The sequence below is a fragment of the Bacillus salipaludis genome, assembly GCF_004358205.1.
Window position 1 is genome coordinate 120,670 of record NZ_SMYO01000009.1, and the last position, 25,022, is coordinate 145,691.

28 protein-coding genes are annotated in these 25,022 nt (G+C 36.2%); 5 read left to right on the forward strand and 23 right to left on the reverse strand.

Features of this window, described 5'->3' with window-relative positions; genetic code table 11:
* Positions 1-102: 102 nt before the first annotated feature.
* Positions 103-543 (reverse strand): cell wall hydrolase, encoded by a 441-nt coding sequence (locus tag E2K98_RS19375; protein ID WP_026572891.1) that lies wholly within the window; start codon positions 541-543, stop codon positions 103-105.
* 181 nt (positions 544-724) lie between these two features.
* Here E2K98_RS19375 and E2K98_RS19380 point away from each other — a divergent pair, with 181 nt between their 5' ends.
* Positions 725-1,099, forward strand: a complete 375-nt coding sequence (locus E2K98_RS19380) for a CotD family spore coat protein (protein WP_235824867.1) — start codon at positions 725-727, stop codon at positions 1,097-1,099.
* A gap of 238 nt (positions 1,100-1,337) precedes the next feature.
* On the opposite strand, the gene paaK is transcribed toward E2K98_RS19380, so the two are convergent.
* From paaK to E2K98_RS19400, 4 genes are read right to left on the reverse strand one after another with little or no spacing between them, the layout of a single operon-like run.
* Positions 1,338-2,666, reverse strand: coding sequence for a phenylacetate--CoA ligase PaaK (gene paaK / locus E2K98_RS19385; protein WP_133336994.1), 1,329 nt, complete (start codon positions 2,664-2,666; stop codon positions 1,338-1,340).
* 22 nt (positions 2,667-2,688) lie between these two features.
* Complete coding sequence (locus E2K98_RS19390) at positions 2,689-3,795, reverse strand: Ger(x)C family spore germination protein (protein WP_133336996.1); 1,107 nt, start codon at positions 3,793-3,795, stop codon at positions 2,689-2,691.
* Between the two features lie 6 nt (positions 3,796-3,801).
* Positions 3,802-5,256 (reverse strand): spore germination protein, encoded by a 1,455-nt coding sequence (locus tag E2K98_RS19395; RefSeq protein WP_133336998.1) that lies wholly within the window; start codon positions 5,254-5,256, stop codon positions 3,802-3,804.
* Positions 5,253-6,320, reverse strand: coding sequence for an endospore germination permease (locus E2K98_RS19400; protein WP_133337000.1), 1,068 nt, complete (start codon positions 6,318-6,320; stop codon positions 5,253-5,255). The genes E2K98_RS19395 and E2K98_RS19400 overlap by 4 nt, the downstream gene beginning before the upstream one ends.
* Before the next feature lie 269 nt (positions 6,321-6,589).
* Here E2K98_RS19400 and E2K98_RS19405 point away from each other — a divergent pair, with 269 nt between their 5' ends.
* Positions 6,590-7,018, forward strand: coding sequence for a DUF2383 domain-containing protein (locus tag E2K98_RS19405; RefSeq protein ID WP_268884118.1), 429 nt, complete (start codon positions 6,590-6,592; stop codon positions 7,016-7,018).
* A 176-nt stretch (positions 7,019-7,194) separates the two neighbouring features.
* Here the strand turns inward: E2K98_RS19405 and E2K98_RS19410 are convergent, their stop codons facing one another.
* The 3 genes from E2K98_RS19410 to E2K98_RS19420 form a co-directional block, all read right to left on the reverse strand.
* Positions 7,195-8,748: a solute symporter family protein gene (locus E2K98_RS19410; RefSeq protein WP_133337004.1), complete on the reverse strand. Its 1,554-nt coding sequence runs from the start codon at positions 8,746-8,748 to the stop codon at positions 7,195-7,197.
* Entirely contained in the window at positions 8,745-9,086 is a 342-nt protein-coding gene (locus E2K98_RS19415) for a DUF485 domain-containing protein (protein WP_133337006.1), read from the reverse strand. Before E2K98_RS19415 ends, E2K98_RS19410 begins: the two co-directional genes overlap by 4 nt.
* Before the next feature lie 453 nt (positions 9,087-9,539).
* A complete protein-coding gene (locus E2K98_RS19420) occupies positions 9,540-9,938 on the reverse strand; it encodes a VOC family protein (RefSeq protein ID WP_133337008.1) in 399 nt (132 codons plus the stop codon).
* Between the two features lie 265 nt (positions 9,939-10,203).
* Here E2K98_RS19420 and qacH point away from each other — a divergent pair, with 265 nt between their 5' ends.
* The gene (gene qacH / locus E2K98_RS19425; RefSeq protein ID WP_133337010.1) at positions 10,204-10,581 is read left to right on the forward strand and encodes a quaternary ammonium compound efflux SMR transporter QacH; all 378 of its coding nucleotides are present in this window, start codon (positions 10,204-10,206) and stop codon (positions 10,579-10,581) included.
* A 14-nt stretch (positions 10,582-10,595) separates the two neighbouring features.
* Positions 10,596-11,135, forward strand: coding sequence for a GNAT family N-acetyltransferase (locus E2K98_RS19430; protein WP_133337012.1), 540 nt, complete (start codon positions 10,596-10,598; stop codon positions 11,133-11,135).
* Positions 11,136-11,666: 531 nt separating this feature from the next.
* Here E2K98_RS19430 and E2K98_RS19435 read toward each other — a convergent pair.
* The 6 genes from E2K98_RS19435 to E2K98_RS19460 form a co-directional block, all read right to left on the reverse strand.
* Positions 11,667-12,236 carry a kinase gene (locus E2K98_RS19435; protein WP_235824869.1) on the reverse strand — a complete coding sequence of 190 codons (570 nt, stop codon included), beginning with the start codon at positions 12,234-12,236 and terminating at the stop codon, positions 11,667-11,669.
* A gap of 102 nt (positions 12,237-12,338) precedes the next feature.
* Entirely contained in the window at positions 12,339-12,440 is a 102-nt protein-coding gene (locus E2K98_RS19440) for an NAD-dependent epimerase/dehydratase family protein (RefSeq protein ID WP_133337014.1), read from the reverse strand.
* An 88-nt stretch (positions 12,441-12,528) separates the two neighbouring features.
* A complete protein-coding gene (locus E2K98_RS19445) occupies positions 12,529-13,599 on the reverse strand; it encodes an aminoglycoside phosphotransferase family protein (protein ID WP_133337016.1) in 1,071 nt (356 codons plus the stop codon).
* 31 nt (positions 13,600-13,630) lie between these two features.
* On the reverse strand, positions 13,631-14,809 hold the full coding sequence (locus E2K98_RS19450) for a carboxylate--amine ligase (RefSeq protein WP_133337018.1): 1,179 nt from the start codon (positions 14,807-14,809) through the stop codon (positions 13,631-13,633).
* A 14-nt stretch (positions 14,810-14,823) separates the two neighbouring features.
* Positions 14,824-16,122: a glycosyltransferase family 4 protein gene (locus tag E2K98_RS19455; RefSeq protein ID WP_165976321.1), complete on the reverse strand. Its 1,299-nt coding sequence runs from the start codon at positions 16,120-16,122 to the stop codon at positions 14,824-14,826.
* Positions 16,119-16,775 carry a PIG-L deacetylase family protein gene (locus tag E2K98_RS19460; protein ID WP_133337022.1) on the reverse strand — a complete coding sequence of 219 codons (657 nt, stop codon included), beginning with the start codon at positions 16,773-16,775 and terminating at the stop codon, positions 16,119-16,121. Before E2K98_RS19460 ends, E2K98_RS19455 begins: the two co-directional genes overlap by 4 nt.
* 251 nt (positions 16,776-17,026) lie before the next feature.
* Between E2K98_RS19460 and E2K98_RS19465 the strand changes: the two genes are divergently transcribed.
* Complete coding sequence (locus E2K98_RS19465) at positions 17,027-17,590, forward strand: CBO0543 family protein (protein ID WP_133337024.1); 564 nt, start codon at positions 17,027-17,029, stop codon at positions 17,588-17,590.
* A gap of 217 nt (positions 17,591-17,807) precedes the next feature.
* Here the strand turns inward: E2K98_RS19465 and E2K98_RS19470 are convergent, their stop codons facing one another.
* From E2K98_RS19470 to E2K98_RS19505, 9 genes are all read right to left on the reverse strand, one after another.
* Positions 17,808-18,401 (reverse strand): dienelactone hydrolase family protein, encoded by a 594-nt coding sequence (locus E2K98_RS19470; RefSeq protein ID WP_133337026.1) that lies wholly within the window; start codon positions 18,399-18,401, stop codon positions 17,808-17,810.
* A gap of 126 nt (positions 18,402-18,527) precedes the next feature.
* Positions 18,528-18,656 carry a hypothetical protein gene (locus tag E2K98_RS32105; protein ID WP_268884119.1) on the reverse strand — a complete coding sequence of 43 codons (129 nt, stop codon included), beginning with the start codon at positions 18,654-18,656 and terminating at the stop codon, positions 18,528-18,530.
* A gap of 46 nt (positions 18,657-18,702) precedes the next feature.
* Positions 18,703-18,888 carry a hypothetical protein gene (locus E2K98_RS19475; RefSeq protein ID WP_133337028.1) on the reverse strand — a complete coding sequence of 62 codons (186 nt, stop codon included), beginning with the start codon at positions 18,886-18,888 and terminating at the stop codon, positions 18,703-18,705.
* 432 nt (positions 18,889-19,320) lie between these two features.
* Positions 19,321-20,217: an RCC1 domain-containing protein gene (locus E2K98_RS19480; RefSeq protein WP_133337030.1), complete on the reverse strand. Its 897-nt coding sequence runs from the start codon at positions 20,215-20,217 to the stop codon at positions 19,321-19,323.
* A gap of 279 nt (positions 20,218-20,496) precedes the next feature.
* Positions 20,497-21,195: an ABC transporter permease gene (locus tag E2K98_RS19485; RefSeq protein ID WP_165976322.1), complete on the reverse strand. Its 699-nt coding sequence runs from the start codon at positions 21,193-21,195 to the stop codon at positions 20,497-20,499.
* 63 nt (positions 21,196-21,258) lie between these two features.
* Positions 21,259-22,182, reverse strand: a complete 924-nt coding sequence (locus tag E2K98_RS19490; RefSeq protein ID WP_133337034.1) for an ATP-binding cassette domain-containing protein — start codon at positions 22,180-22,182, stop codon at positions 21,259-21,261.
* A 96-nt stretch (positions 22,183-22,278) separates the two neighbouring features.
* Entirely contained in the window at positions 22,279-23,214 is a 936-nt protein-coding gene (locus E2K98_RS19495) for a sensor histidine kinase (protein ID WP_133337036.1), read from the reverse strand.
* Positions 23,215-23,913 carry a response regulator transcription factor gene (locus tag E2K98_RS19500; RefSeq protein ID WP_133337246.1) on the reverse strand — a complete coding sequence of 233 codons (699 nt, stop codon included), beginning with the start codon at positions 23,911-23,913 and terminating at the stop codon, positions 23,215-23,217.
* Between the two features lie 374 nt (positions 23,914-24,287).
* Complete coding sequence (locus tag E2K98_RS19505; RefSeq protein WP_133337038.1) at positions 24,288-24,956, reverse strand: cyclase family protein; 669 nt, start codon at positions 24,954-24,956, stop codon at positions 24,288-24,290.
* Positions 24,957-25,022 lie beyond the last annotated feature (66 nt).

A 25,022-nucleotide genomic window follows, 5' to 3' on the forward strand; every position in this document is an offset into this window, starting at 1 on the left:
ATTGGAAGACCCCATTGATTAAAGTACTGTAAAGCATAACTATACATATTTTTATTATGTAAATATTCTAACTATGAAAAAAAGCTTACTCCTAGAGTAAGCTTAACCGCTATATACACTATCACATGTTCCAGCTTTTGGCTCATAAAAACAATGTTGTTTAAATTGACCAGATTGAGGTTGATCGTACCATGTTGGAGGGCATGGCGCATGTGGATTAAAATACCAAAGGGCATATTTCGCTGGGTGGTCTCTCCAATAATCCAAATTCTGTTTTGCTAATCTTCTTTCAGCAGTTCTTGATCTTTGATAAAATACATTCCCTTTTTGAACGGCTTCAAAGGAGAAATTTCCTCCTTGTACTTGAAAAATAACTTGGGGAACTGTTCTTAATCCTTTAAAATCTAAACAATTTGCTGCAAGACGATTCACAATTACATTTCCAACATACAACATTCCCTGTTTTCCTTCACCTTCGGCTTCTGCTCGCATCATCCTTGCCATTACGTCAACGTCTGAGCTTCGGTAATTTACTCTCGGCATTTTTTCACCCCAAAAATATTGTATGAAAAAAAACCTACAGTCATGTCATTTTTTATGTGATAACGGCTGGATCTTCTGCGATAAGTTTTGACATAAATAGGTATCAGAACTAGTCCGCACGAACAAAGTTCGCATAGACTATTGATGTAACAAGACAAATTTACCTGGAGGTTAAATAACTATGAATAGAAATATGGGATTTGGTGGATTTCCATCAAATGCAATGCCAAATCAGGTTGCTCCTGTACAACAAATGCCAGCTCCATTCTGTCCGCCACCACCATGTCAACCAATATACTGTCCGCCACAAGCGTTTCCTGCACAGTATGATCCGCCACTTGTTTCACCTGGACAACAATATGTGAAAACCAATTTATTTAATAAAGTCGTACAACATATTCATCCTTCTCATACCACTACTGTCAACAAGCTTCATGTAAATCATCAACACTTTTTTCCACACACAGAATCATGTGTAAATGAATGCTGTGAAACACATACGATGTGTGGTGCCCCCGTTAATCCTTGCTGTCCACCTGGACCATTTGGATTCTAATTTCCTGTCCCCTCCCCATTAAGGAGGGGTATTTTTATGTAAACGAATTCAATACAATTCCATAATATGAACGCACCAAAATCCAGCGAATCCTTTGGTGCCTTATTGGCACATTTATAATTGAAAATTAAGAATAAGATAGAACGTTTTTAACCGTGTATTCTCGACCATTACACCTAAGCTTGCTGTCAAATAATGGTCTGGGCAAGGCTTTCATTTAACCATATTTGTAAAAGCTTTATGAAACTTCTTGCGCAAGATTTCTTTTGTCTAAAACTCTCTTTGCTTTTCCATCAGATCGAGGCAGGCTTCCTGGTTTTTGGATAATCGTATCCATTGTCACTAAACAGCTTGATTTCATTTGATGCTGAATATTCTTTTTTAATTTTTGAATCGTCGCATGTCCTAAATCTTCTCCAACTTCCTCAAAAAGCTGTTTTTCAATTTCAACGTGTAATTCTACACTGTCTAAACTCCCTTTTTTAATCAAATGAATTTGATAATTTGGAACAAGCCCCTTAATTTGTAAAAGAACACGCTCAATCTCTGAAGGAAAAACATTTACACCGCGAATAATCAGCATGTCATCTGTCCTTCCTTTTAACCGGGACATACGCGTATGTGTTCTGCCGCATTTACATTTTTCACGGGTGATGGAAGTAATGTCTCCCGTTCGGTAACGAATAATTGGCAGTGCTTCTTTTGTTAAGGTGGTAAACACAAGCTCTCCATCTTGGCCATCTTCGACCGGGTCTAATGTTTCAGGGTTAAGAACCTCCACAAAAAAATGATCTTCAGCAATATGCAAACCATCTTGAGCTTCATAACACTCAATGGCCACCCCAGGGCCCATTACCTCACTTAAACCGTAAATATCAATCGCTTTAATGTCCAGTTTTCTCTCAAGTGTAGCCCGCATTTCCTCTGTCCACGGTTCAGAACCGAAGATTCCATATTCAAGACTTGTCTCACGCGGATTCATTCCCATGCGTTCCATTTGCTCAACAATATTTAAAATATAGGATGGGGTTCCACAAATTCCTCTTGGTTTAAAATCATTAATAATCGTTATTTGTCTTTCCGTATTTCCCCCTGAAATAGGAACAGTGGCAGCCCCCAGTTCTTCCGCCCCATAATGAAGTCCAAGCCCGCCTGTAAAAAGACCATATCCATAAGCATTATGAAAAACATCTGATTTTCTTCCCCCAGCTGTAACAATGGAGCGAGCAACTATGGATGCCCAATTTTTTATATCATTTTTTGTATATCCGACAACCGTTGGTTTTCCGCTCGTTCCAGATGATCCGTGGATTCGGTTTACTTCGTCCATCGAAACGGCAAACAATCCAAATGGATAGTGTTCCCGCAAGTCTTGTTTTTTTGTAAAAGGTAGCTTTTTTACATCGTCCAACGATTGGATATCTTGAGGTGTGATACCCAATTCCTCAAATTTCCCCTTATAATGCGCCACATTTTCATAAACCTTTCTTATCGTCTGTTTAAGGCGTAAAAATTGTAATGCTTCCAATTCCGTGCGACTCATCGCCTCAATTTCCGGATTGTACATTTCCGATCCCCCAAATTACCTTTTAATATTTGAAATTCCCTGGATCCACTTGTATCTTGACCTGTACTTCTTTTACTGAATGCACGTTAAATCTTCTGATTGTCTCGATATTCCAATGATTCAAATCATATTTATATGGTTTTTCACTGATATTCAATACATCTGTATTCAGCTGGTCACCCTTCTTCACAGTCGACAAAATTTCGTTTTTTATTTTTTTATTTAACACGTTTTCCACTTCTTTGAGTTGTTTGTTATTTCTATTTTGCACCAGAACAGCCTCCCCTTTTACCACAATCTTATAAGTAGGATTCTTTCCTTTTAATACCATAATTTTTGTTTTAGGGTTTTTTACTCTTACCGATATGCTTTCGGTCCCTATCCGGAGAGTGGTATCTTGGATTCCTGTCTTGATCCATCTTAATCCGCTTAAGTCCTTTTTACCCAACCATCCTTTAAACCGCTGCTTGGAAATCAAATATTCTCCGTTAATCACAGGGAGTGCTTTTTCCTTTCCTTCTGAAAAATGGGTTTTGTCGATGGTTAACGACGGGATTAAAATCGTTCCAACCGGTCGGTAATAACGGGAAGTAAATTGATTATATGTCATGACCGGGAGTGAATAGTTATATCGGATGAGCCTTTCTGGTCGATGGATGACCGAATACAATTGTGGATAATTAAAAAAGCTTTGAGTTTGCATTAACGATTTTAGATTCTCTTCTGTGCCAAAAATGAAGAAGTTGTATCGCAATAAAGGCGCATGACTGATAAGATCAATCACATCCGCCATTTTTTCTTTTATTATATTTTTGCTCAGGATGAAGGTATGAACATGTCCATAATTTAATGGCAAAGAGGACCTTTGTTCCAATAACCCAGCTGCTGCCGAGATACTTTCTCCTTTCGCTTCCCCTATTAAAATGGGCTGTTGTTCTAAAGAAGCTCCTTCTTGTTTAGCAATATTCCCAAAATTTAGACCCTGAATATAAAGTTTAAATTTTCCCTTGTTATAGTCAATTCCAATAGCGGTTACATAAGTCTCGGCTTCAATTTCCTTTGCCCCAAAACAACCTGTCAAAAGAAACAAAAGGCTCGTTACAATGATGAAAGAAATCAGGTTCCTCATGGAAAACTACTCCTTTTGCCTAGTTGTGTCCTTTGGTTCATAAGAAGAATTGCGTTTATTTAACTGTTTATAGGGTAATTTAATAAAATTTTTTATGATGTTTGACATATTTGGAAAGGCAAATACGGTTAAATAGGGTTGCCCGAAACTTTCAAGCGAAAAAGCAAGGACTATAATAATAAAAAATGATAGAAAAAATCCATACATCCCGAGCATAGATGAGAGGAAAAGGACGAAATAGCGAAGAATGGTCACATTGCCCGCCAAGTTTTGGTTGACCAATGTATACCCTGAAATAACAGTAATCGAGATCACCACCAGCATGGACGGAGACGTTAATCCGGCTCGGATTGCCGCATCGCCGATAATCAACCCGCCTAAAACGGCAACGGTTTGCCCGACAGCTTTTGGAAGTCTCAGCCCTGCTTCTTTAAACAGTTCAAACAAGGTTAACATGATAAACGCTTCCATAGATCCTGATAATGGTAGCCCTGATCTTGACACGGAGATGGTGGCAAGCAGGGTATAAGGAATCTGCTCGGTCTGAAATGTGATTAAGGCAATGTAAAAGCCCGGCAATAAAATGGTCGTGACTAAAGCGAATACCCTTAGTAAACGAACGAAACTAGTGTAAAAAAAACTGGTATGCGCATCTTCAGGAGAATACGATAATTGCATAAGGGCTGTCGGTCCAATCAAACCACTAGGGCTTCCATCTAACAAAATGGCAAATCTCCCTTGATTCAAGGCGTCCACAAGAAAATCGGGTCTCCCGACGTAATCCATTAACGGAAAAATGGAATAGGGATGGTCATAGAGCATTTCTTCCAGTTGATTGCTGCTGCTTAAAATATCGATGGTAAAAGATTGTAACCGCCTTTGCACGTCATCCAAAATAGAGGGATTGAGTATATCCTCTATATAAAGCAGTAAAACTTTTGTTTTGCTTCTTTCACCAATCGTATATTCAATGTTTTTAAAGGAAGATGTTTTCAATCGTTGACGGATCAGCGCCATATTATCGGAGATATTTTCCACAAAGCCGTCTCTTGGTCCCCGAACAGATTGTTCCAAATTGGTTTCTTCCGGGCTTCTCTTAGGAGGATTGGAGACGGGAATAAAATAGACATCTGCTGAATCCTCATTCAAAATGACCAATTCTCCGGAAAAAAGCCTTTGTTCTATTTCATATTTGATATTTTCGGCATCACCAAGCTTCGTGATCCCCAAGAGACAGTTTAGGTGTTCTAGCTTCAGGGTCTGCTCCTTTTCCATCGCTTCATTTATGTTGGGGAGAACGGTTTCGTTCATCACCTTAGTGTCCACTAAATTGGGACAATATAAAAAGGCAAGAGAATGGCCAGAAATCCTGCCTTGATAGGATTTGGTTTGCAGCACAATATCGGAAGAAAGTTGGAACCACTCTTTTAGTTCTAGTATCGATAGGTTCTTTTTTTTCACAAAGCATCCCCCTTAATTCGGCTAAGAAAAAACAACAGCCCAAAAGCAAAAAACAGAAACACCAGGCTAGCAGGAAAATAAACGGAATATAAATGCGAAAAAAAAGAACTGAAATCCCAGGGTATTAACACGCTGACGATAAGCAGGGTGTAAAGAACAGGAAGAATCCATTTCTTTTTTTGGTAATGATCCAATAGCTGGTTTACGATAAACATACTTAAACTGATCCGGATGAATGCCCCTGAAAACCACTGAAAGATCGACAGAAAATCAAGGCGGGTGATATGGACGCCAAGTGTTAGCAATTTCCATTGTTCATAGGCAGGAACCTTCAACTTTTCTGCCTCCTCCGCACCAAATTCAGCGATCGCTCCTACCAGGGGACCTAGTGTTAAGAAGAAGATTCCGATACTAACAAATATCATCGGCTTGATTTTGATCCGGTCTTTTATATAGGGCGTGATAAAAAGAAAATAAATGATTTCAAATGAACTGGCACATGTATACATGATTCCGAAAAAAAATCCTTGATTTCCATGCTCAAAAACGGGGAACAGCATGCTGTAATCCTTATTTTTTATATTTCCAATTCCTACTAAAAATCCAAACATTAAAACCAAAGGCAATAAGAAAATTGATAAGGAACCAATGGTTCGAATTCCTTTCAGTGAAGCATAATAACATAGAGATGCAAATGGAACTACGACGATGAAACCAGGAATGTCAAATGCGTAATTTGTTTTTGCCCAAAAGCCTGTATACTTGAACGTGATAAATGCTGTAAGAAAAAAATAAAGACCAAACAGAATACGAATCGGATAGGAAATCAAGGGATGCAATGAAATCAACAATGAGAACATGTTTTTTTGTTCGAACTTTTTGTTTAGATAATAAATCATCGCCGTCCAAAGGATTAAAGGGACCACGCTAGCGATCACAGAGAGCCATGAGTCCCGTTTGGATGAAGTTAAAATCACAGGATGCAGCAAAACATGGACCATAAATCCAGTCGACATGAAGAGAAGAATATAAATATGTGTAGAATGAATCACCTTTTGGATCAACCAAATCACCCTCTTTTAATGCAGCGGTAAAAGTTCTGCTCTATCAACGGTTATCAATTTTTAGTAGTTTACGCTTTTTGGAAAAAATTATAAATTAAACTTGATCTGCCGACGAAGTAATTTTATTAAAACGTTCACTATGCCGTCCCTTACCTAACGGCAGTGGTTCAATTGTGTAGAGGAAAATTGCAGTAGCAAACAAAAAAATACAGATTGTGAATGATTACACTTAAACTAAACTCCCTCTATATAGAAAGGAATGTGAGATTATGATAAATAAGACCGTTATAGAAGAATTAAACACATTATTAAGAGGTACATATATGGGAATACATGGTTTTGAACAATATATCCAAAAGTTAAACAATCATGATGTAAAAAGAAACTTTCAACAAATTCAGCAAGAGCAAAAGCAAAATGCCCAAAAGATAGCAGAACGAATTCAGAATCTTGGTGGAGTTCCGGCTGACGATGAGGGTATCTCTGGATCAATGATTAGCTTTATGCATAAATTTATGATCCCTGATAATGAAAGAAGAATCATAGAGGAAGCTATTGAGGGTTTAGACAAATATGGAGTCCACTATTCAGCAGAGCTTATTAAAGGTGATTTAGATTCAAGCAGTAAACAAATTGCCGATGAAACAATTAATGACAGTCGAAGACAGGCTGAACAGTTACGGCATTTACTTCATTAGAAATCACGATGCTAAAGACCTTCAACCTTGTTGGTGATCTTATATAATTTACCTGCACCTTATGTTGGAAGATCAAACAGCCGGCTATAGCAGACCGGCTGTTCAAGTTATGTGCCCGATTGTTGAACATCTAAACTATTTTTCTTGTTAAACACACGCACCCGTTAATCTTACCTTTAATGTTCTTTTGGTACGCTAATTCCAAATCCAGTGTTTGATTTAAATAACACTTCTTCAAAGGATCCTTTTTCCGTTTTCTTCCTAGATGATAGGATGGTTCCTAAATATGCACCAATAAAACCCAGTGGAACGGTAATAATCGTGGGGTTAGCTAATGGAAATAACGGCGTTCCTGTTAAAATCGCCTTACCCGCTTCGGGGTTCCAAACATTTGGGCTTAACAAAACAAGCACAACCGAACTAATTAATCCAACTACCATTCCTGTTAGGGCACCTGTCTGATTAAATCGCTTCCAGTAGATTGTACATAACATAACAGGCAGGTTGGCGCTTGCCGCAATTCCTAGGGCCAGGACGGATAAAAACGCAACATTTAAATTCTTTGCAACTAATGCTAAAAGAATGGAGGCAACGGCTACAATAATAGAAGAAATACGGGCTACTTTCATTTGTTGCTTTTCTGTAATTTTTCCTTTTTTAATAATTTGCCCATAAATATCATGCGCAAAAGCAGAGGCAGACGTTAAAACAAGAGCCGAAACAACGGCAAGAATGGTTGCAAAAGCAACAGCTGAAATAAAAGCGAATAGAAAGTCTCCACCTACAGAAAGCGCTAACATTGGCGCGGCCAAATTCCCCGCAGGATTAGCGGCCACAATTTTGTCCCAGCCGACAAAAACTGTTGCACCAAATCCGAGGAAGACAACCATTAGAAAGAACGCTCCGATAATCCAAGTGGAATAAACCACCGATTTTCTTGCTGTTGCTGCATCTTTTACAGTAAAAAAGCGAATCAGCAGATGCGGCAGCCCTGCGACTCCAAGAACAAGTGCCATGTTAAGAGAGATCATGTCCAATCCATTACTGTACTTATTTCCCGGATTCGCCAATTCCGAACCAAATGGACTGGCCGATTTAATATGATGGAACATTTGAATAATGCTGAAGTCAAACTTTGCAAATACTAATAGGGTTAACACCAACGAGCCTCCAAGCAAAAGCACGGCCTTTGTAATTTGTACCCAGCTCGTTGCTGTCATCCCTCCAAAAATGACATATATAGTCATTAAGACTCCAACAATCACGACCGCAAGCCAGTAATCGATCCCCAGCATTAAACTAATCAGTCCGCCGCCGCCGACCAATTGGGCAATCATATAAAAAATTGAAATAACGAGGGTACTAGCTGCTGACATACCACGAACCTTATTGGATTTAAAACGTGCGGTAATCATATCGGCCAATGTGTATTTTCCTAAATTACGCATCGGTTCCGCAACTAAATAAAGCAAGAAAAGAAAACCCAATAAATTTCCAATACTCATATAAAACCCATCAAATCCAATTAAGGAAATCGCTCCGGTTATTCCTAAAAAGGATGCTGCCGACATAAAATCACCAGCTATGGCTAGGCCATTTTGTGTTGCGGTAAGTCCTCCTCCAGCTGTATAAAAATCACTGGTACTTTTGGTTTTCTTTGAAGAGAAATAAGTAATAGCCAATGTTAATGCAATAATTCCGATAAATAGCAAGATTGAAAGTGTACTCATCCACTAAGCTCCCCTCGATATTTATGTAAAATAGCTTCCGCTAAATTATCATACTTTTCTGATTTTTTAACATAAATAAAACCGCATACCCAGACTAGTAAGAATTGTAATCCGGCAAAAATCCATGCACCTGTAATCGGTCCAATAATTTCTGTGTGCAGGACCTTCGTGTAGGCCGCTAATAAAGGTAGTGTAAAATAAAAGATAAGAAAAAAGATTGTTGTTGGGAGGATAAATGTTTTTTTCCTTTGCACCAATTCTTGGAATTCTTTCGTTTGAATTAATTCTTCGTAAGAGATATTTTTTTGTACAGGCAGTTCTTGAATTTTTTGTTCCATCCTATCACCTCATTTTATAACGTTTTAAAAAGTTTCACTAATTTAACGATACATACTTTTTATGAGATATAATCTTTAATAATTCCTGCTAATCCTCCCTTCATGACTACTAATCATACATTTATAATACGGTTGTGCGTAAAACTGTTATACACTCTACAGAATATAGCATACTTGAAAATTTATGTAAATGATATTTTTAAAATTTTAGAATTATATGAAAATATTACATTACCCTAATGACTTGTATAAAAAGACTACGCAGAATCATTTACGTCATACTTTTTCCTCCATCTAAAAAACTCCAAAATTTTTGGCGCGTTTTCTTTATCTTTCTTTCAACTAAAACTTCCTGTTTCAAAAAAATAAAGCTCTAAAATAAAAATAGGTATTACCCTTTTAAGAGTAATACCCCATTACCTAATGTAGTTTTAAGAATTTCCCCTAAAATATTCACAAAGGGAGATTTAGTTGCCACGATACTCCGAAGCGGTCATTTACCCAACCAAACTTTTTACTGAAACCATAATTGTTTAAAGGCATAAGTTCTTGTCCACCATACTTAAGTTTCTCATAAAAATTGTCAAGTTCTTCTTCAGTATTACAAGTAACAAAGATTGAGAAAGAAGGTGTAAAAGAGAATTGATGTTTTACATAACTGTCAATACACATAAATTCTTGATCTTTCAAGGTAAAAGTGGCCTGCATTACGGTGCCTTCTGGTCCAGCTTCATTAGCCCCATATCTAACAATGTTTGTAATTCGAGAATCCTCAAAGATGGAAATATAAAAATTCATCGCCTCTTCTGCGTTGCCATCTTGAAACATTAAAAATGGTGTTAGCTTTTCCATTATTTATCCTCCTATTTTTATGTACTAATTTTATTATAGTTGATTTTCTAGTTGAACTAAACAGGCCAATTCAGAACTAGAAAAAAAGATCAGCGCAGCAACCCACATCTTAACCTCTTGGACCCTTTCTTCATTTGTTAACAAACTTGCAGGTAAAAGATTGGAAAAGTAATGAAATTGAAAGTATGATAGAGTTAGTTAATAACGGTAATTCGGGGCAAGTTTTTGCTTAACTTATACACAAGATTATGGAGGACGGATAGCAATGTCGTATCTATATTTAATGCTTGCAATTATGGGAGAACTTATTGGGTCCTCTTTATTAAAAGCATCTGAAGGTTTTTCAAAATTCTATCCGACCATTGGGGTAATTATAGCTTTCGTTGGTTGTTTTTTCTTTTTGTCATTGTCACTGAAAACAATTCCCTTAAATACTGCTTATGCAATTTGGTCAGGCTTGGGTCTTGTTTTGACTACGGTCATTTCAGTTTTAATTTGGAAAGAAAAAATTAACATGGCCACCATAACAGGAATAATATTGATTCTTATAGGAGTCATAATCTTGAATTTGTTCGGACCAGGACATGGAGAATCTGGTTATGAAACAGGTGAAACGATTAAAATTAATGAAAAATCAGGATAATGGAGAGAAAAATTATGCTAAAAGCTCAGAATATATATATAAGGTTACTTACATTAAATGACGGTAATGATTTACTTCAGTTAGAAAAGAATAATCAAGAATTTTTTCAAATATATACAATGAAACGATCTTCTGATTATTACACGATAGAATTTCAAAAAGACCTAATTAAGCAAAAAATAGAAAAGGCAAATAAAGATATTGAATACAATTTTGGGATTTTTAAAATAGATAATGGTGAACTTATAGGAACTATTGGGCTTTTCCGCATTTTGCGTGGTCCATTACAGAGTGCAATCGTTGGTTACAGTTTAAGCAAGAATCAAAATGGTAAAGGATATGCCACAGAAGCCTTAAAACTTGTTTTAGAATATGCATTTTCAACTCTTAAATTACATAGAATTGAAGCTGGTGTTATGCCACATAACGTTGGTTCAATAAGAGTATTAGAAAAGGCAGGTTTTGAAAAAGAAGGAATTTCTAAGAGTAACGTTAAAATAAATGGAAAATGGGAAGACCATCAGGTGTTGGCGATAATAAATCCGAATGAGTAACTTTTTATTTGAATGTAATCCACTCTACTTTAAATAGGAGTGGATTTTTCATTTTACTTAAAATATAAGTCTTTTTAGAAAATATTAAACGTTTTATTAAACTAGCCAGTTAGTAGAACGAGAAAAAGACCGCCACAGCGATCACTTTCCTTAACTCTTGCACCCTATAGTTTAAGTACATCTCTTTACAAACTCAGTTATAAGCTTTCGGTTCAATAATTACAAAAAGCCCCTAATTTTATATGAACTGTAAATCTGAGTGACAGCTGGATGGGCTCGTGAATTTTTATAACTTATTATTATTAACAATAAGTTATAAAGGCCTAGAGTCCCATGCCAAAAGTGAACATATAATATTAAATGTAGTTAAACCACAAGGTGCACTTTATATTTCTTCCTTCAATTAAGCAATTTTCAAATAAATCCTTGGATTTTGGTAATAAGCTTTTGTAAAAGAAACAATATACTAGATTCCACCTATCCTTGATACATACTTGTATGGGCTGTTAAGATAAAAAAATGATTACGTAATCAATCGGTTAGGTCCTTCCATTCTTTGTAAAGAGACGGACGAAAAATTTTTACATACTTCAAAAATTCATCTAAATATCCAATCTTATTTAAATCCTTTAGCAATCTTACAGGGATATTCGTTTTTCTATTAAATGCTCTTTTATGATCAATTACCTTTATTTCCCTTACTTCATTGACGAAAATATGACGAATTTGCGTGTCAAGTCGAGTAAAACCAATTCTTTTGAATTCATCCAGCATAATTAAAAGTTTTTGGGCGGTTGATTCGGATAGCTGGTTTTCTTTTTTTAGATAATGTCTGAGAGATGGTCCGTTAATATACTCTATCACAATATAGTTCCGACCATACTCATAAAGCGTCGGAATAACGGAAGACGTCTTTCCTGCCTGGTAGGCTAATAATTCAGTTCGACACGTTTCTTCCTTCTCAAAGATTTTTATACATTTCTCAGGGGTAAGTTGAAAAATAGACCCGTCACTCCCCTTCCCAAGTTTTTTATAATCGACTAAGTCTTCAAGATAAACCCACCCATTGTTTCTAGAAACAATTTTCTCAAAATTGTTCAAATCTTATCCCCTCTTCTTTTCAAAGACTGCTTCTATTTGTGGTGAGGTAATGTCAACACGATAGAAGTGGACTTGAGGTGGAAGCACCTCACGGTTACCCGATTATAAATTATCCACTACCAGCGGTTCATAGCCTAATTGGACTAATAAGTCTACTACATGTGAGCCGATGAATCCTTCTACTCCTGTTACAAGTATCTTCACCTATACTTACATCCAGCATCTTCAATTACCATTATGACGATCCACACGTTTTCGTTGATTAAACTCCACTAGAGTATTATTTGGGCAATTAAACTAATCCAAGTTCTTCTCCCCAAACCACTACTTTCTCCAGATATCTTTTTAAAAGCGCACTCTTTTTTCCGTTTAGTGCTCTTTGCAAATGTTTTGCCAGTTTTTTTTCTAACGTTCTTTGCAAATACGCCTTTTTTAAAAGACTTAATGGATCTTCATTAAAAAGGATTCCATGCTTTTCCATTTCCTCAGCATATAATCGCACGCAACGAGTTCGGATTTCGTCCTCCCTTTTTTGCCAATCCCAGCGAAAATCAATTAATAATTCAACAAGAATCACCAGATCATACCAGCATGGCGCGTATTTTACTGACTCCCAATCTATTAATTGAATATCCCAATCTCCATCGTCACTTGCGTTTTTACAACAAATATTATGAACGTGGAGATCACCGTGAATAAGACACTGTCCGGCTTCGATAATTTCTGGGAAGAAAAGAGGACCTTTATTTAGTATTTTTTGAATGGCATCATATTTTGGTTCAACTAATTCTTTTAATATTGGGTCGACCATTGCTTGATCGAGGTACTTTCTAGTTTTCTCCAAATATTCCATTGTCTCTTTTCTTTTATCTGCCGAATCAAATTGAGGCAGAGATATATCAATAAGGTCTGAGTGCTGCAAAGAACGATTTCCAAAGGTTTGGGCATGAAATTTTGCGATAGTAGGAATAATTAGTTCCAGATGATGTGGAGCAAGTTTTATTTGCCCCCTTAGCGGCTTAACAAATTCAGTAACCATCCAAATTTCTTTACTACTTTCATTTTGTTCAAGCCAATACAATTTAGGCATATATTCATGGTAAACAGGATAAGCCTTTGTATACATATTGATTTCTACCATATGATTTTCATTTAGCGGCAATTTGAAGATTTTTAGAACAATTGGAATGTACTTAGAACCATCTGTCATTACCAACTTCCAAATACTTGTCTTTTCCCGTGAATTTTTTAGGTTTTCAATTTGATCATGTATTAAATAGACCGATTTACCAAATGCTTTTGATAATTTTTTATCCCATTTGAATTGCTGCCAATGGAGCACAACTTCTTCTATATGATTCAATGGTACGTTACCCCTTTAACTATTAGATTTTTCAACGTCTTCCCCATAGGTTTCGAATGTGGGAAATAAAACTACGAATAAAAGGAAGCGGATCATATAAGGAAAATAGCGCCTCTACCTTCTTTCCGGACAGACTTTTCATCCACCCAAAGAATGTCATCTCACCATTTCTTTTGTTTTGACGGAAGGATAGAAAATCTCGGACGAAATAAACCCACTTAATTCCTTCTTTTTGTTCTAGAACAGGAGATGGATTTTGGTCGGTAAGCGATAAATAGTACAAATGCGCCAAATTAACACCTACAGAACTCGATAATGCTTGGGTTAGTCCAATTCTTGGATTTATTTCAATAAATTTTAATTGGCCATCTCTTGGATCTCTTTTAAATTCAGCAATCGCTAAGCCTTTAAACTGTATTTTTTTGAGAAAAGGTATAGCTGTCTGAATGACTTCTTCGTTTCGTTTACTTAGAACAAGAGCGGAGGATCCATAGTGCGGAGGAAATTGGTGTAATTTTTGGTTCATCCATAACCCAATTAAGTTCATCTGATCATCAAAAAACGTTTTAATAGAATAAATGCTATTGTCCTCTCCAGGAATTATCTCCTGAATCATTAACTCCCCAAAGGAACGGTAAAAAAGATACTCCTCCCATAGTTTGGAGGCATGTTCCACTACAATCGCTTTTTTATACAATCGGTTGTCAATTTGTGAACGAAAATAGGAAGAATGAACGGGCTTTAATATACAAGGGAATGTAATTTGGTCGATGATTTGCTTAAGTTGCTCTTCATCCTGGATAGTGAAGGTTTTAGGACAGGGGAGGTTTGATTTGACGGCTAGTTCATACGTTAATCGTTTATCTAGAACTGCTTCAACTAGTGAATGTTCTGGCAACAGAAATTTATAGTATTGTGATAAGACGTATCTATTCTTGGAAATAAAATAGACAAAATCATCGGAACCAGCATACAAGACCGCTTTTTTGCCCAGAGTTCGTGACAAATTCGCTAAAAATTTTAGCAGATCATCTTCCTCCAAAACAGGACTTGGACATATACCACAGCTGGCATATCGAGTTTTACCAATTTTATATTTTCCCTCCGTATCATACGCATAAACCTGAATTCCTTGTTTTGCAAGACTTCGAACTATACCAATACCCGTTGCACTCAAATCTAATACAACAGCAGGAATGTCATTTCGCATGGATTCTTCTCCTTTCATAATAATGATCGGTAGATTTTATCTATTTTTTTAACCATATTCGTGACCGTCAATTGTTTATCAGCAAAATTCTTGGCTTGCTTAGCAAGTACTACTCTTAACAATTGATTCTGCACGAGCAATAACAATTTTTCGGCTAGCTGCTTAGGATTAGCAGGTTCAATAATAAGTCCGGTATAATTGTCTTGAATGATTTCCGGGATTCCCCCCACATTGGTTGCCAGAATGGCCTGCCTAGCAAACATTGCCTCAATAATCGAGATTGGTAGTGTATCACTAAGGGTTGGCTGAACAAATATGTCGGATTGACTAAGCAATTTGGGTATATCGTTTCTGCTCCCTAAAAAGTAAACATTCTTTAATTTAAGCTTCTTAATTTGATTTTCAAGCTCTTCTCGCATCTCTCCATCACCAACAATCCGCACCTCTACATTATATAAATCGTCTTTAAGAAGAGATAACGCTTCGAATAGATACTTATGCCCTTTACGCGGGCGAAGGCGTGAAACACAGGTTATAATTATTTTTTTTTGTCCATTCTGAAATTTCTTAACCCCAAAATCGATTCCTGTGTAAACCGTGGTCATGCTGCTGTTATCGGCCCCTAATTTTTTTAAAATCGGTCGAAAGGCATCACTAAGAATTATCAGTTGATTTGCATTTTTAATAGCTTGTTCATCAATAGTGGTAAAATAACGTTCTTCGATTGACCCCTTTTCAATTAAATTAAACTTCAGTTTGGAATGAGTCATAAATCCATGCGGGGTAAATAGAATCGGTTTTTGAGAAGCCTCATTTAATGTTCCTAATACATTGCACGTGAACCGATCCTGAGCATGAATGATATCATATTTACTGAAATCCACATCCATTAGCATCATTTTATAAAGAGAAAGATTGCATATATTGTGAAGGATTTTTTTGCTTACAGTGCCGTAGCGCTCTCGAAAAAATTTTTTGAATTGATCATGTATTTCGGAATATATCCCTTTTGTTCCTTCGCTTGGAAACTTCTCTGGTGAAAAAACATCTACCTGATACCCTAATTTTTCCAATCCATCTTTAAGATTGGCAATATAGTTTTGCAAACCTCCAATAACGTGATATTCCCAAAAGGTGGTAATGAGGATTCGAAGCTTTTTGTTTTCCTTTTTTCCTTCGGGTGCCTTGTCTTTCTTTATGATTGGTTCATCGACAAAATTTGAAGCTACACCGTAATATTGATCCATGGCTTTGATTAGATATGGGAAATGAGCAGGCAATGGGGGCAAATCACTCACTTTAGCTTTGCTCATTTCCATACTCTCCTAATGATTTCAAATGCTTCTGCGTATTCTACACCGACGGTCATTCCCCGTACACGTGATAAATATTTTACACCGTCATATGAGCGCGGATGAGGGAATGGTCTCATTTCTATGTCATAATGCTCTAGAGATTTAATTTTTTCTTCGATTGTGTCTGTTATATCGACAAAATAATTTGGTTTAAATTCTTTGTCATTGGTATGCTGACTCCATTCACTCGAGGATACGGTTTCAAAACATAAAATTTCCACTGGCCTTTTTCCAGGCAGCGGCCGTGCTGCCGTTAAAACCGCTTGAAACAAAATTTGATGGTCACGATTGGTGTCACCATAATGATGGGTAAAAATAATAGATGGATCATACTCATCCAATAAGGCTTCAATGGCTTTATTGATTTCATGAAGAGGTTTGGTTTCTAATAATAGATTAGGAAACTCCAAAAAAATTACCTCTTCCACCCCCATTTGTTTGTTGGCTTTTAACATAAGAGGTTTGATGTGATGCTCCTCTTCCTTTCGTCCTTTGGCGGCAATGACGGAAATGACTCTGTACCCATTATTTACTAATTTTTTTATCGTCCCGCCGCTTCCAAGAATTTCATCATCAGGATGAGCCGCAATCACTAGTACATTCTTACTCATAATAAACATCAACTCCAGAAAAAATTCTTTCTAGAAGTATATGGAAATAATTACCTTAATGACATGGACAAACATTGAAAAATGACAAAATAGGATTGGAGTTTGAATAATTATATATTTAAATAACTCTTTTTCTAAAGTACATTAGAGGAGAAATGTGGAAATTGCTTCATCGGAGAAGGCAACAGCGAATAAAAGTCTGTTTAACTGAAAAAAATGTAATAACTAGGCTTTAAGGAGATGTAATCAAAATGGCATTTAAGGAAGGACTCGCTCAATCAGAAAAAGCTTATAACCAGTTCACTGAGGTAAGTTCTTTATTTGCTAAAACAGTGAGAGAAGATTTTCTCTCAACATGGCAATGGTGGTTTGGACTGGCCTTATTTATTGTTCCATGGATTGTTTGGATTATATTTAGAAAAAAAGAAAGTACAGGACGCCTGCTTTTAGGAGGATTATTGACCATCATATTGTCACTTACAATAGATCTTGCAGCCTTATCTCTAGGGTTGTGGTCTTACCCAATGGTAATCATTCCTCTAGCCCCCTTTCTATTTTTACCTTATCACTTCTCTTTAGCACCAGTTGCAGTCATGCTCGCCCTACAAATAAAGCCAAAAATGAATACCTTGTTAAAAGGAGTCATATTCTCTGCAATTGCAGCTTTTGGAGGAATGAATTTCTTTAAGGCAATCGGTTTTTATAACGCTAAAAATTGGTCCACCTTATATGATTTTATTATTTTCTTCACTCTTTACTATGTCGCTTATGCGGTTACAACGGTTGAAAGCTATTCTAAATTAGATGAGGCATAAACCTCTAACATCATAAAGACGATATGAATGAAGGGGTTTTAAGTTTAAAAAGCATGATGAGAATTACCTATTCTAGCTTATAGCTTAATACTACATGGTTGGATGCAAATAATTTACTTCAACTTACCAGTTAGCTGAATAAGAAAAAGCCACAAAAATGGCCGCTCGATCTTCAACTCTTAAATCTGTTAGTTGAATAAAAACCCTTGTTTCTTAATCAATGTTTCGTTAAGAAGTTTAGCATTTCATTGAAAGCGTTTTGAGATGATTTTTCATTAAATTTGGTAGAGTATGGGTCACTAAATCCGTGTTGTCCAAAACATTTATATATCTCTAAATTCTTATTATCTAAATTTGAAATTAACTCATCCACACTAAAGGATTGTTCTTCTTGAGGAAAGAATAAAAGTGTAGGACATAGTGGTACTATTTGCGTGAAATTCCTAATTCTCGAACCATAGTATCCCACAACCCCATCAAGGCACTCTTCTTCACTACACAACCAAGCAACAGTTGCACCAACACTAAATCCAATAATATATATTTTGTGGTATTTATTTTTAACACCTAATAATAAATTCTTTATTTTATGTACAGCATCAGAGAACCCTACATTCTCCATAAAATTGAGATAGGCAGTCTCCTCTTCAGAATAATCAAATGGTTGTTCTCGTTCTAATAAATTCGGACAGATAACATCAAAATCCTGTTCTGATAATAAATCACAAAAATCCTTTATATGTTGATTAATGCCATAGATTTCGTGTATCACAACAATTAAATTACCTGATTTTTTCAGTATTTGAAGCATTTTTGTCCCCCTTGGAGTGAATCTACACCTCATAAACTTAATCCCTTAAATGTGTTACCCAAAGTACATAGAACATTGTCTAAATAAACTTTTAATATATTAAACACAATAAAAGGAGAAGGTGAATTATAATTCTATTTTAATACCTTTTACGATTTTATCCGTAATTTTTTCTGCAACCTTATCAATAATTACCGTTTTATACTTTTCTAAAAATTGGTGAACGGCTTCATCTTGAATGGGTATTTCAACCAAGTCATTTATATCCTTGGCGGCCTGAAGAAATAGCATGATTTCTGGTTTAGCATTCGGACCGACGAGATGCGCGTTGTGGACTTGGAAGTGAAAATTTATCCTTTTCTACATATTCCTCCAATTGTTCAACGGTGGTAATTCCTGCACGGTACAAACTCCGAATTAACGATTCAGAAAGTCTCTTTTCTTCAAATGGGATCATTTGATTCAATATATGTATATCACGTATCATTTTACACCTCTGTGTTTACCTACATTGGTTTTAGCCTTTAAAAAACCTCTAAAAAAAATCCTACAATTCCCAAATCACTATAAAACTTTCAATGTCTTTATTAAATCTATTGGATTATTTCCTCTTATTTAATAATAATTCTGGATACTTCCTACAAATTCTTAACACCTTAAAAATTTTATGTTGGTAAATATTTCTACATTAATGCGTCGATTTCCTTCTTCCAAATTACCTATCCCGTAGTGAAACAAAAAAAGGATCACATCAGCAATCCATCCTAAACTCAAACAGCCCGTTAGCTGAAAATTAAAAATCCAAGTTAACCATATAATACAAACGCACACTTTAGCTAAAAAGGAATTTTTTACTTTTTATGTTTAATCCTTTACTTGATTTATACGTTGCAGGAACTGTATTCTTTTTACCCGAAAGCTAATTGCCGAGCAGTTCGATGCCATGCCAGCCGCTTACATCGCATTGGCCATATTCATTATCACCCGCAGCAACCACCGAGCCGTCCGATTTAAGGCCGATGGTATGAGCGCAACCCGCCGCTACTGCTACAATATCGCGCCAGTCACTTACCTTGCATTGACCATACTTATTCCAGCCCACAGCCGACAAAGTACCGTCAGATTTAAGACCGATGGTATGATTACTTCCCGCCGTGATCGCCACAATATCGCGCCAGTCGCTTACATCACATTGACCAACTTTATTATGACCCACAGCAACCGCCGTTCCATCCGATTTTAGCCCAACAGTATGAAGATAGCCTGCAGCAACTGCTACAATGCCGCGCCAGTCGCTTACATTGCATTGGCGATACCGATTATTACCCACAGCCGTCACTCTGCCATCTAATTTAAGACCAATGGTATGCCAGTCACCAGCCGCAACCGCCACTATGTCGCTCCAGCCGCTTACATTGCATTCACCATCATTATTTCGGCCCACAGCTGTAACCGTTCCGTCCGATTTAAGACCAATGGTCCGACGCCAACCCGCTGCAACCGCTACAATATCGCGCCAGTCTTTTACATCGCATTGGTTATGCTTATTCCAACCTACAGCCGCCACCGAACCATCCGATTTAAGACCGATTGTATGAGCGTTACCCGTGTTCGTCGCCATATGAACATTACCAGCAGCGACTGCCACAATATCGAGCCAACCGCTTACATTACATTGGCCATATTTATTATCGCCCACAGCCGTAACCGTTCCGTCCGATTTAAGACCAACGGTATGACGACGACCCGCCGCTATGGTATCTTTAGGCCACCGTTTAACCTTTAATGCGGCTTCTTTCGGAGAAATGTAGTCCATGCTTTACCTCCTGTGAAAACAAGACTTATTTTATTATTGTATCACTTTTGCTTGTTATACAAGCCTCCCTTTAACTACAACAAGAAAAGGGATTGCCGAAGCTTTCCCTTCTTTAACTATTGCATCCGTTCGTATTATAAAGTCAGCCAGATATTTCTGATTGACTGTTAGTCACCTATTTGTTGAAACATGCTTGGGAAAGCCATTCTAATTGAGGAATTCTTTTAAACTTCCTTTTAGCACATTTCTAAGACTCATAAAGTTAAGAAAGATTTGATTCTAATCTAAATCAATGTGGTTAATATTTCGAATTGCTAACACAACAATACCAAGAGCAATTAATGCCAAGGCAAGCGGAATATATATAATACTGGCTAATGAGAAATTCGGACCAATTGATTGGCATGTCACACTAACGATTAAAAGTGAAGAAATTATCGTTGCTGGAGTCGAATATTTTCTCATTCCAAAATATAGCGGTATGAGTGCTGCTACTGAGCTCGCAAATCCAAACATGATTACTTTTATTACCTCCGCTAAAAAATCGCTTAACGTTAAATTCATTGCAGAAGTCATATGAAAGATTTGATTCATTCCTATGAAACCACTAAGCACCAAGGTATGCGAAATTGTCATTGCAATGAATGTCATCCAAACGATAAGAATCAATTTTGCACTTAGAATTTTTTTACGATTGATTGGATAGGAAAACATGATGAGGATCGTTCGATTTTTAAACTCTTGAATAATCATTTTTGAAATAAGTACAGCTGCAAATACTATAAAAACCCCTCTAACACATGCTCCACTTATCGTAAAAATGCCTGTCACATCTTTTAACATTTCGGTCCCTTCACTTTTTTCAACCACAGAAATTATACATAGTAAACCTAGAATGGAAATATTCGCAAGAATAGCACCTTTTACAAACCATCCTAATTTAGTCTTATTTAATTCAAGTCTTATTAAATGAAACAAAATGATCGGCTCCTTGACTTTTAATATCTTACTTAATTCATGCCTATTCTTTTCGTTGAAAAGTTAACTCACGACCTGGTCTAACTCAACTTTTTTTATAAAATACTCTTCCAATGTGGTTCGTTTTTTATCAATAGACTCAATATCGATATTTTCCAATATTAATGTCTTAGAAATGGTCGATTGAGGCACTTCTGTGGCATAGATGCGAATGGTTTGGTTATCAACCACCTTAAAGTTATTAATGCCTAATTTATCATGCAGTACCATCGTCGCTTTTCTTTGGCTGAGTGTTACCAATTCTATATATTCTGTATTTCTCGCCTTTATCGTAGCTATTGAAGCCTCTTCAATCAGTTTTCCTCCTTTAATGACACCAATCGTGTCTGCAATCTGCTCAATTTCACCGATAATGTGGCTGGAAATTAAAAGAGTCATACCGTACTCTTGATTAAGCATTTTGAATAACTTTCTCATAGCCTTAATCCCAGCAGGATCCAGTCCATTAATGGGCTCATCCAAAATTAAGAATTCCGGCTTTGTAATAATCGCTCTGGCGACACTAAGACGCTGTCTCATCCCAAGTGAAAGTTCTTTTGGCAGCATATTTTCAACATTTTCAAGACCTACCTGATCCAAAGCATCACGAATCGCCTGCTTGCTATGGTATCCCATATAAGCACAATGCAGTTCAAAATTTTCCAGAACAGTCATTTTCTCGTAAAAAATGGGGTATTCGATCATACTGCCTATTCTCTTCAAGTAATCGAAACAGTCGTGTTTAAGCAGCTTTCCGAAGATTGTAATTTCGCCATATGAAGGCTTAATCATATTGGTTAGCATCTTCATTATTGTTGACTTACCTGCACCATTTGGACCGAGAAATCCATAAATCTCACCTTTTCTAATATTCATCGTTACATGTGACACAACATCGTGCCCTTGAAAAGTTTTTGTTAAATTTCTTGTCTGTACAACATAGTTCATGATGACCCTCCTCGTTCTCTAACTGTTTTCATTCTAGCAAGCGACCCTTGCTTTTTTCTGTCTAAATTCTTACAAAAATCTTAAGATAAAAGTGAGCTACTTATTAAAATGTTTCAATGAAAATGTAAATGACGTTTTTTCAAATGGTATGGATTGTATTGAAATGTCTCCTTGCATTTCTTCAACCAGTCTTTTTGTAATGGTTAAACCTAAACCACTACCCTGGAAGGCTTTATTTCTTGATTCTTCAAGCGTGAACATTCGTTCAAACACGCGCTCCTGTTCGGTTTCATTCATTCCTTTTCCTTTATCGAAAACTTCGACATAGACCCTCGTTTCATCATAAAACACCTTTAAACCGATCATCTTGCCATCATCACCATAACGAAGACCATTTGAAATCAAATTATTTAAAACACGGTTTAATGCTTCTTCATTACCAAGTGCAAAAACGGGCTTTTCTGGTATCTCAATAACCACCTCAAATCCCTTGTTTTGGATCCATTCATAGAACAATAGAATATTATTTTTACAGATCTCAGTTAAATTAACTTTTTCAAGCGGAATATCTTTATCACCGGATTCTAACTTAGCCAAGTCAAAAAATGTATTCATTAACGTAATGAGTTCTAATGTTTTACTATGTACTTGTTGTAGCAAACGTATTCTTTCTTGTTCATGAAGTTTAGGTTGATTTTGAAGCATTTCAATATATCCTGCTATCACTGTAAGCGGCGTTTTAAGATCATGAGAGACATTTGCCAACATCCGTTTCATCGAGACTTTCATTTCTTTATAGTGACGTACATTTTCTTGATAACCATCGACAATTTGATTTAAATAATCTAACATTTCAATGAGTTGCTTATCATCCGTTACAAGGAGAATTCTCTCACTTGATTGTGCGGAATTGATCTCTTTTAGTTTATTTGCTATATAAGCAAGATTCTTTTTTCTTCCATGATTTGATTGATTTTGATAGATAATACAAATAAGTAGGAAAATTATGATACAGCTTAATACAGTAATCATTTAAAATTCTCCCAGCTTGTACCCGATCCCCCATATTGTTTTTATATAGACAGGTTTCGATGGAGTATTCTCAATTTTTTCTCTCAGTCGACTCATGTGAACGTTTATAATATTTTCATCACCATAGTAATTGTCGCCCCAGACGGACCGATAAATCTGTTCTTTTGTAAAGACCTTCTTTTGGTTTTCAAAAAACAAACAAAGAATCTTCCATTCCTTTGATGTTAAGTTGATCTGAATGCCGTTCTTTGTCGCACTAAGATTCTCCGTATCCAATTCAATCTCATGTACTTTGATTATTGATGTATTTCGTTCTATTTGAGTGACTATGTACTGTGTCGATCTTCTTATGGCCGCTTTCACTCTTGCCGTAAGTTCGACCATTGAAAATGGTTTAGTGATATAATCATCTGCTCCTAGACCTAGTCCTAATGCTTTATCCACTTCGCTATCTTTCGCTGACATAATAATTACGGGAATGTAACTCCTAGTCCGTACCATTTGAAGAAAGTTCATACCATTTAACTTTGGCAACATTAAGTCTAACAAAACCAGATCATAATGCTCATCCTTAAAGGCATTCATTGCTTCCTCACCATCAAAAACACATTTAACATTAAAGGTCTCATTATTTAAATATGTTTTTACCATATTACTAATATCCGGATCATCTTCGACAAGTAAAATCGTTTTCTGCATCATAAACAACGCCTCCCCTGTAATACTATTATATAATTGATTCCTTAACCCACCTGTGGAAGTTTAAGCATTGGAGTATTTGACCTTTGATTAAAATGAATACCTAAATATCAGCTGCAAACTATTAGATTCCTACATCAAATAGTCCTTTATTTGACAGCCTCTTTTTTTTGAACTAACCCCTTTAATGCAATAATAAAAGCTGCCAAAATGACAGCTTGATCTGCAACTCTAGCAGCCTATAATGGAATAATTCGGTAGTTTCTACTGTTATTCTATCAATGCATATATCTTTCAATAATAGTGCCGATTGCAGAACAAGCAAAATTTACTACGATTGATTTATTCTCTACAACATTATTACACACCTAACATTATTTAGTTAATACTTCGGCAAAAGCTCGAACAGGAAAAGTTCCAAAGCCTTTAATTTTGGGAGATACGGCATAAAATAAGAAGTCCTTATTTGAAAGTCCCTTTAAATTACACAAGTGTTCAACAATTAGTATTTCTTGTCTTAGTAAAACGGTATGTACGGGGCGAGCTTTTCCTGACGTGTCGTCTATATTTACAGAATCAATTCCAACTAATGCAGCTTGTTTATATGCTAAATATTTGGCTGCTTTTTCAGTTAAATAGGGATGATTTTCAAAATACTGATCCGTATTCCAATATTTGTCCCACCCTGTATGAATTAACACGGCTTTTCCTTTTACATCAAGGTCAGTAAATAATTCTTCATCAATTTCTTTGGTGTTTTCATCAACATGGACAATAACTCCTTCTAAACCTGCCATTTTATCAATGGTCGTTTCTGAAAGATCTTTCCCATCAGGATATCTATGGAATGGAACATCAACATAAGTTCCTGTATTAGAGACCATTTCTATTTTTCCAATTTGAAATTCTGTACCTTTTTCATAATGCTTTCGAGATTCATCCCGACTTAAATAATCACAGATTATTGGAGCAGGTAACCCTTTATAAGTTATAAGACCATCTTCAATAGTATGACTTAAATCAATAAATGCTGTACTCCTCATAGCTAAATTTCCACTCTCCCTTTACCTTATAAATAATAAATGATACAAGAAAATTTTAACATATTT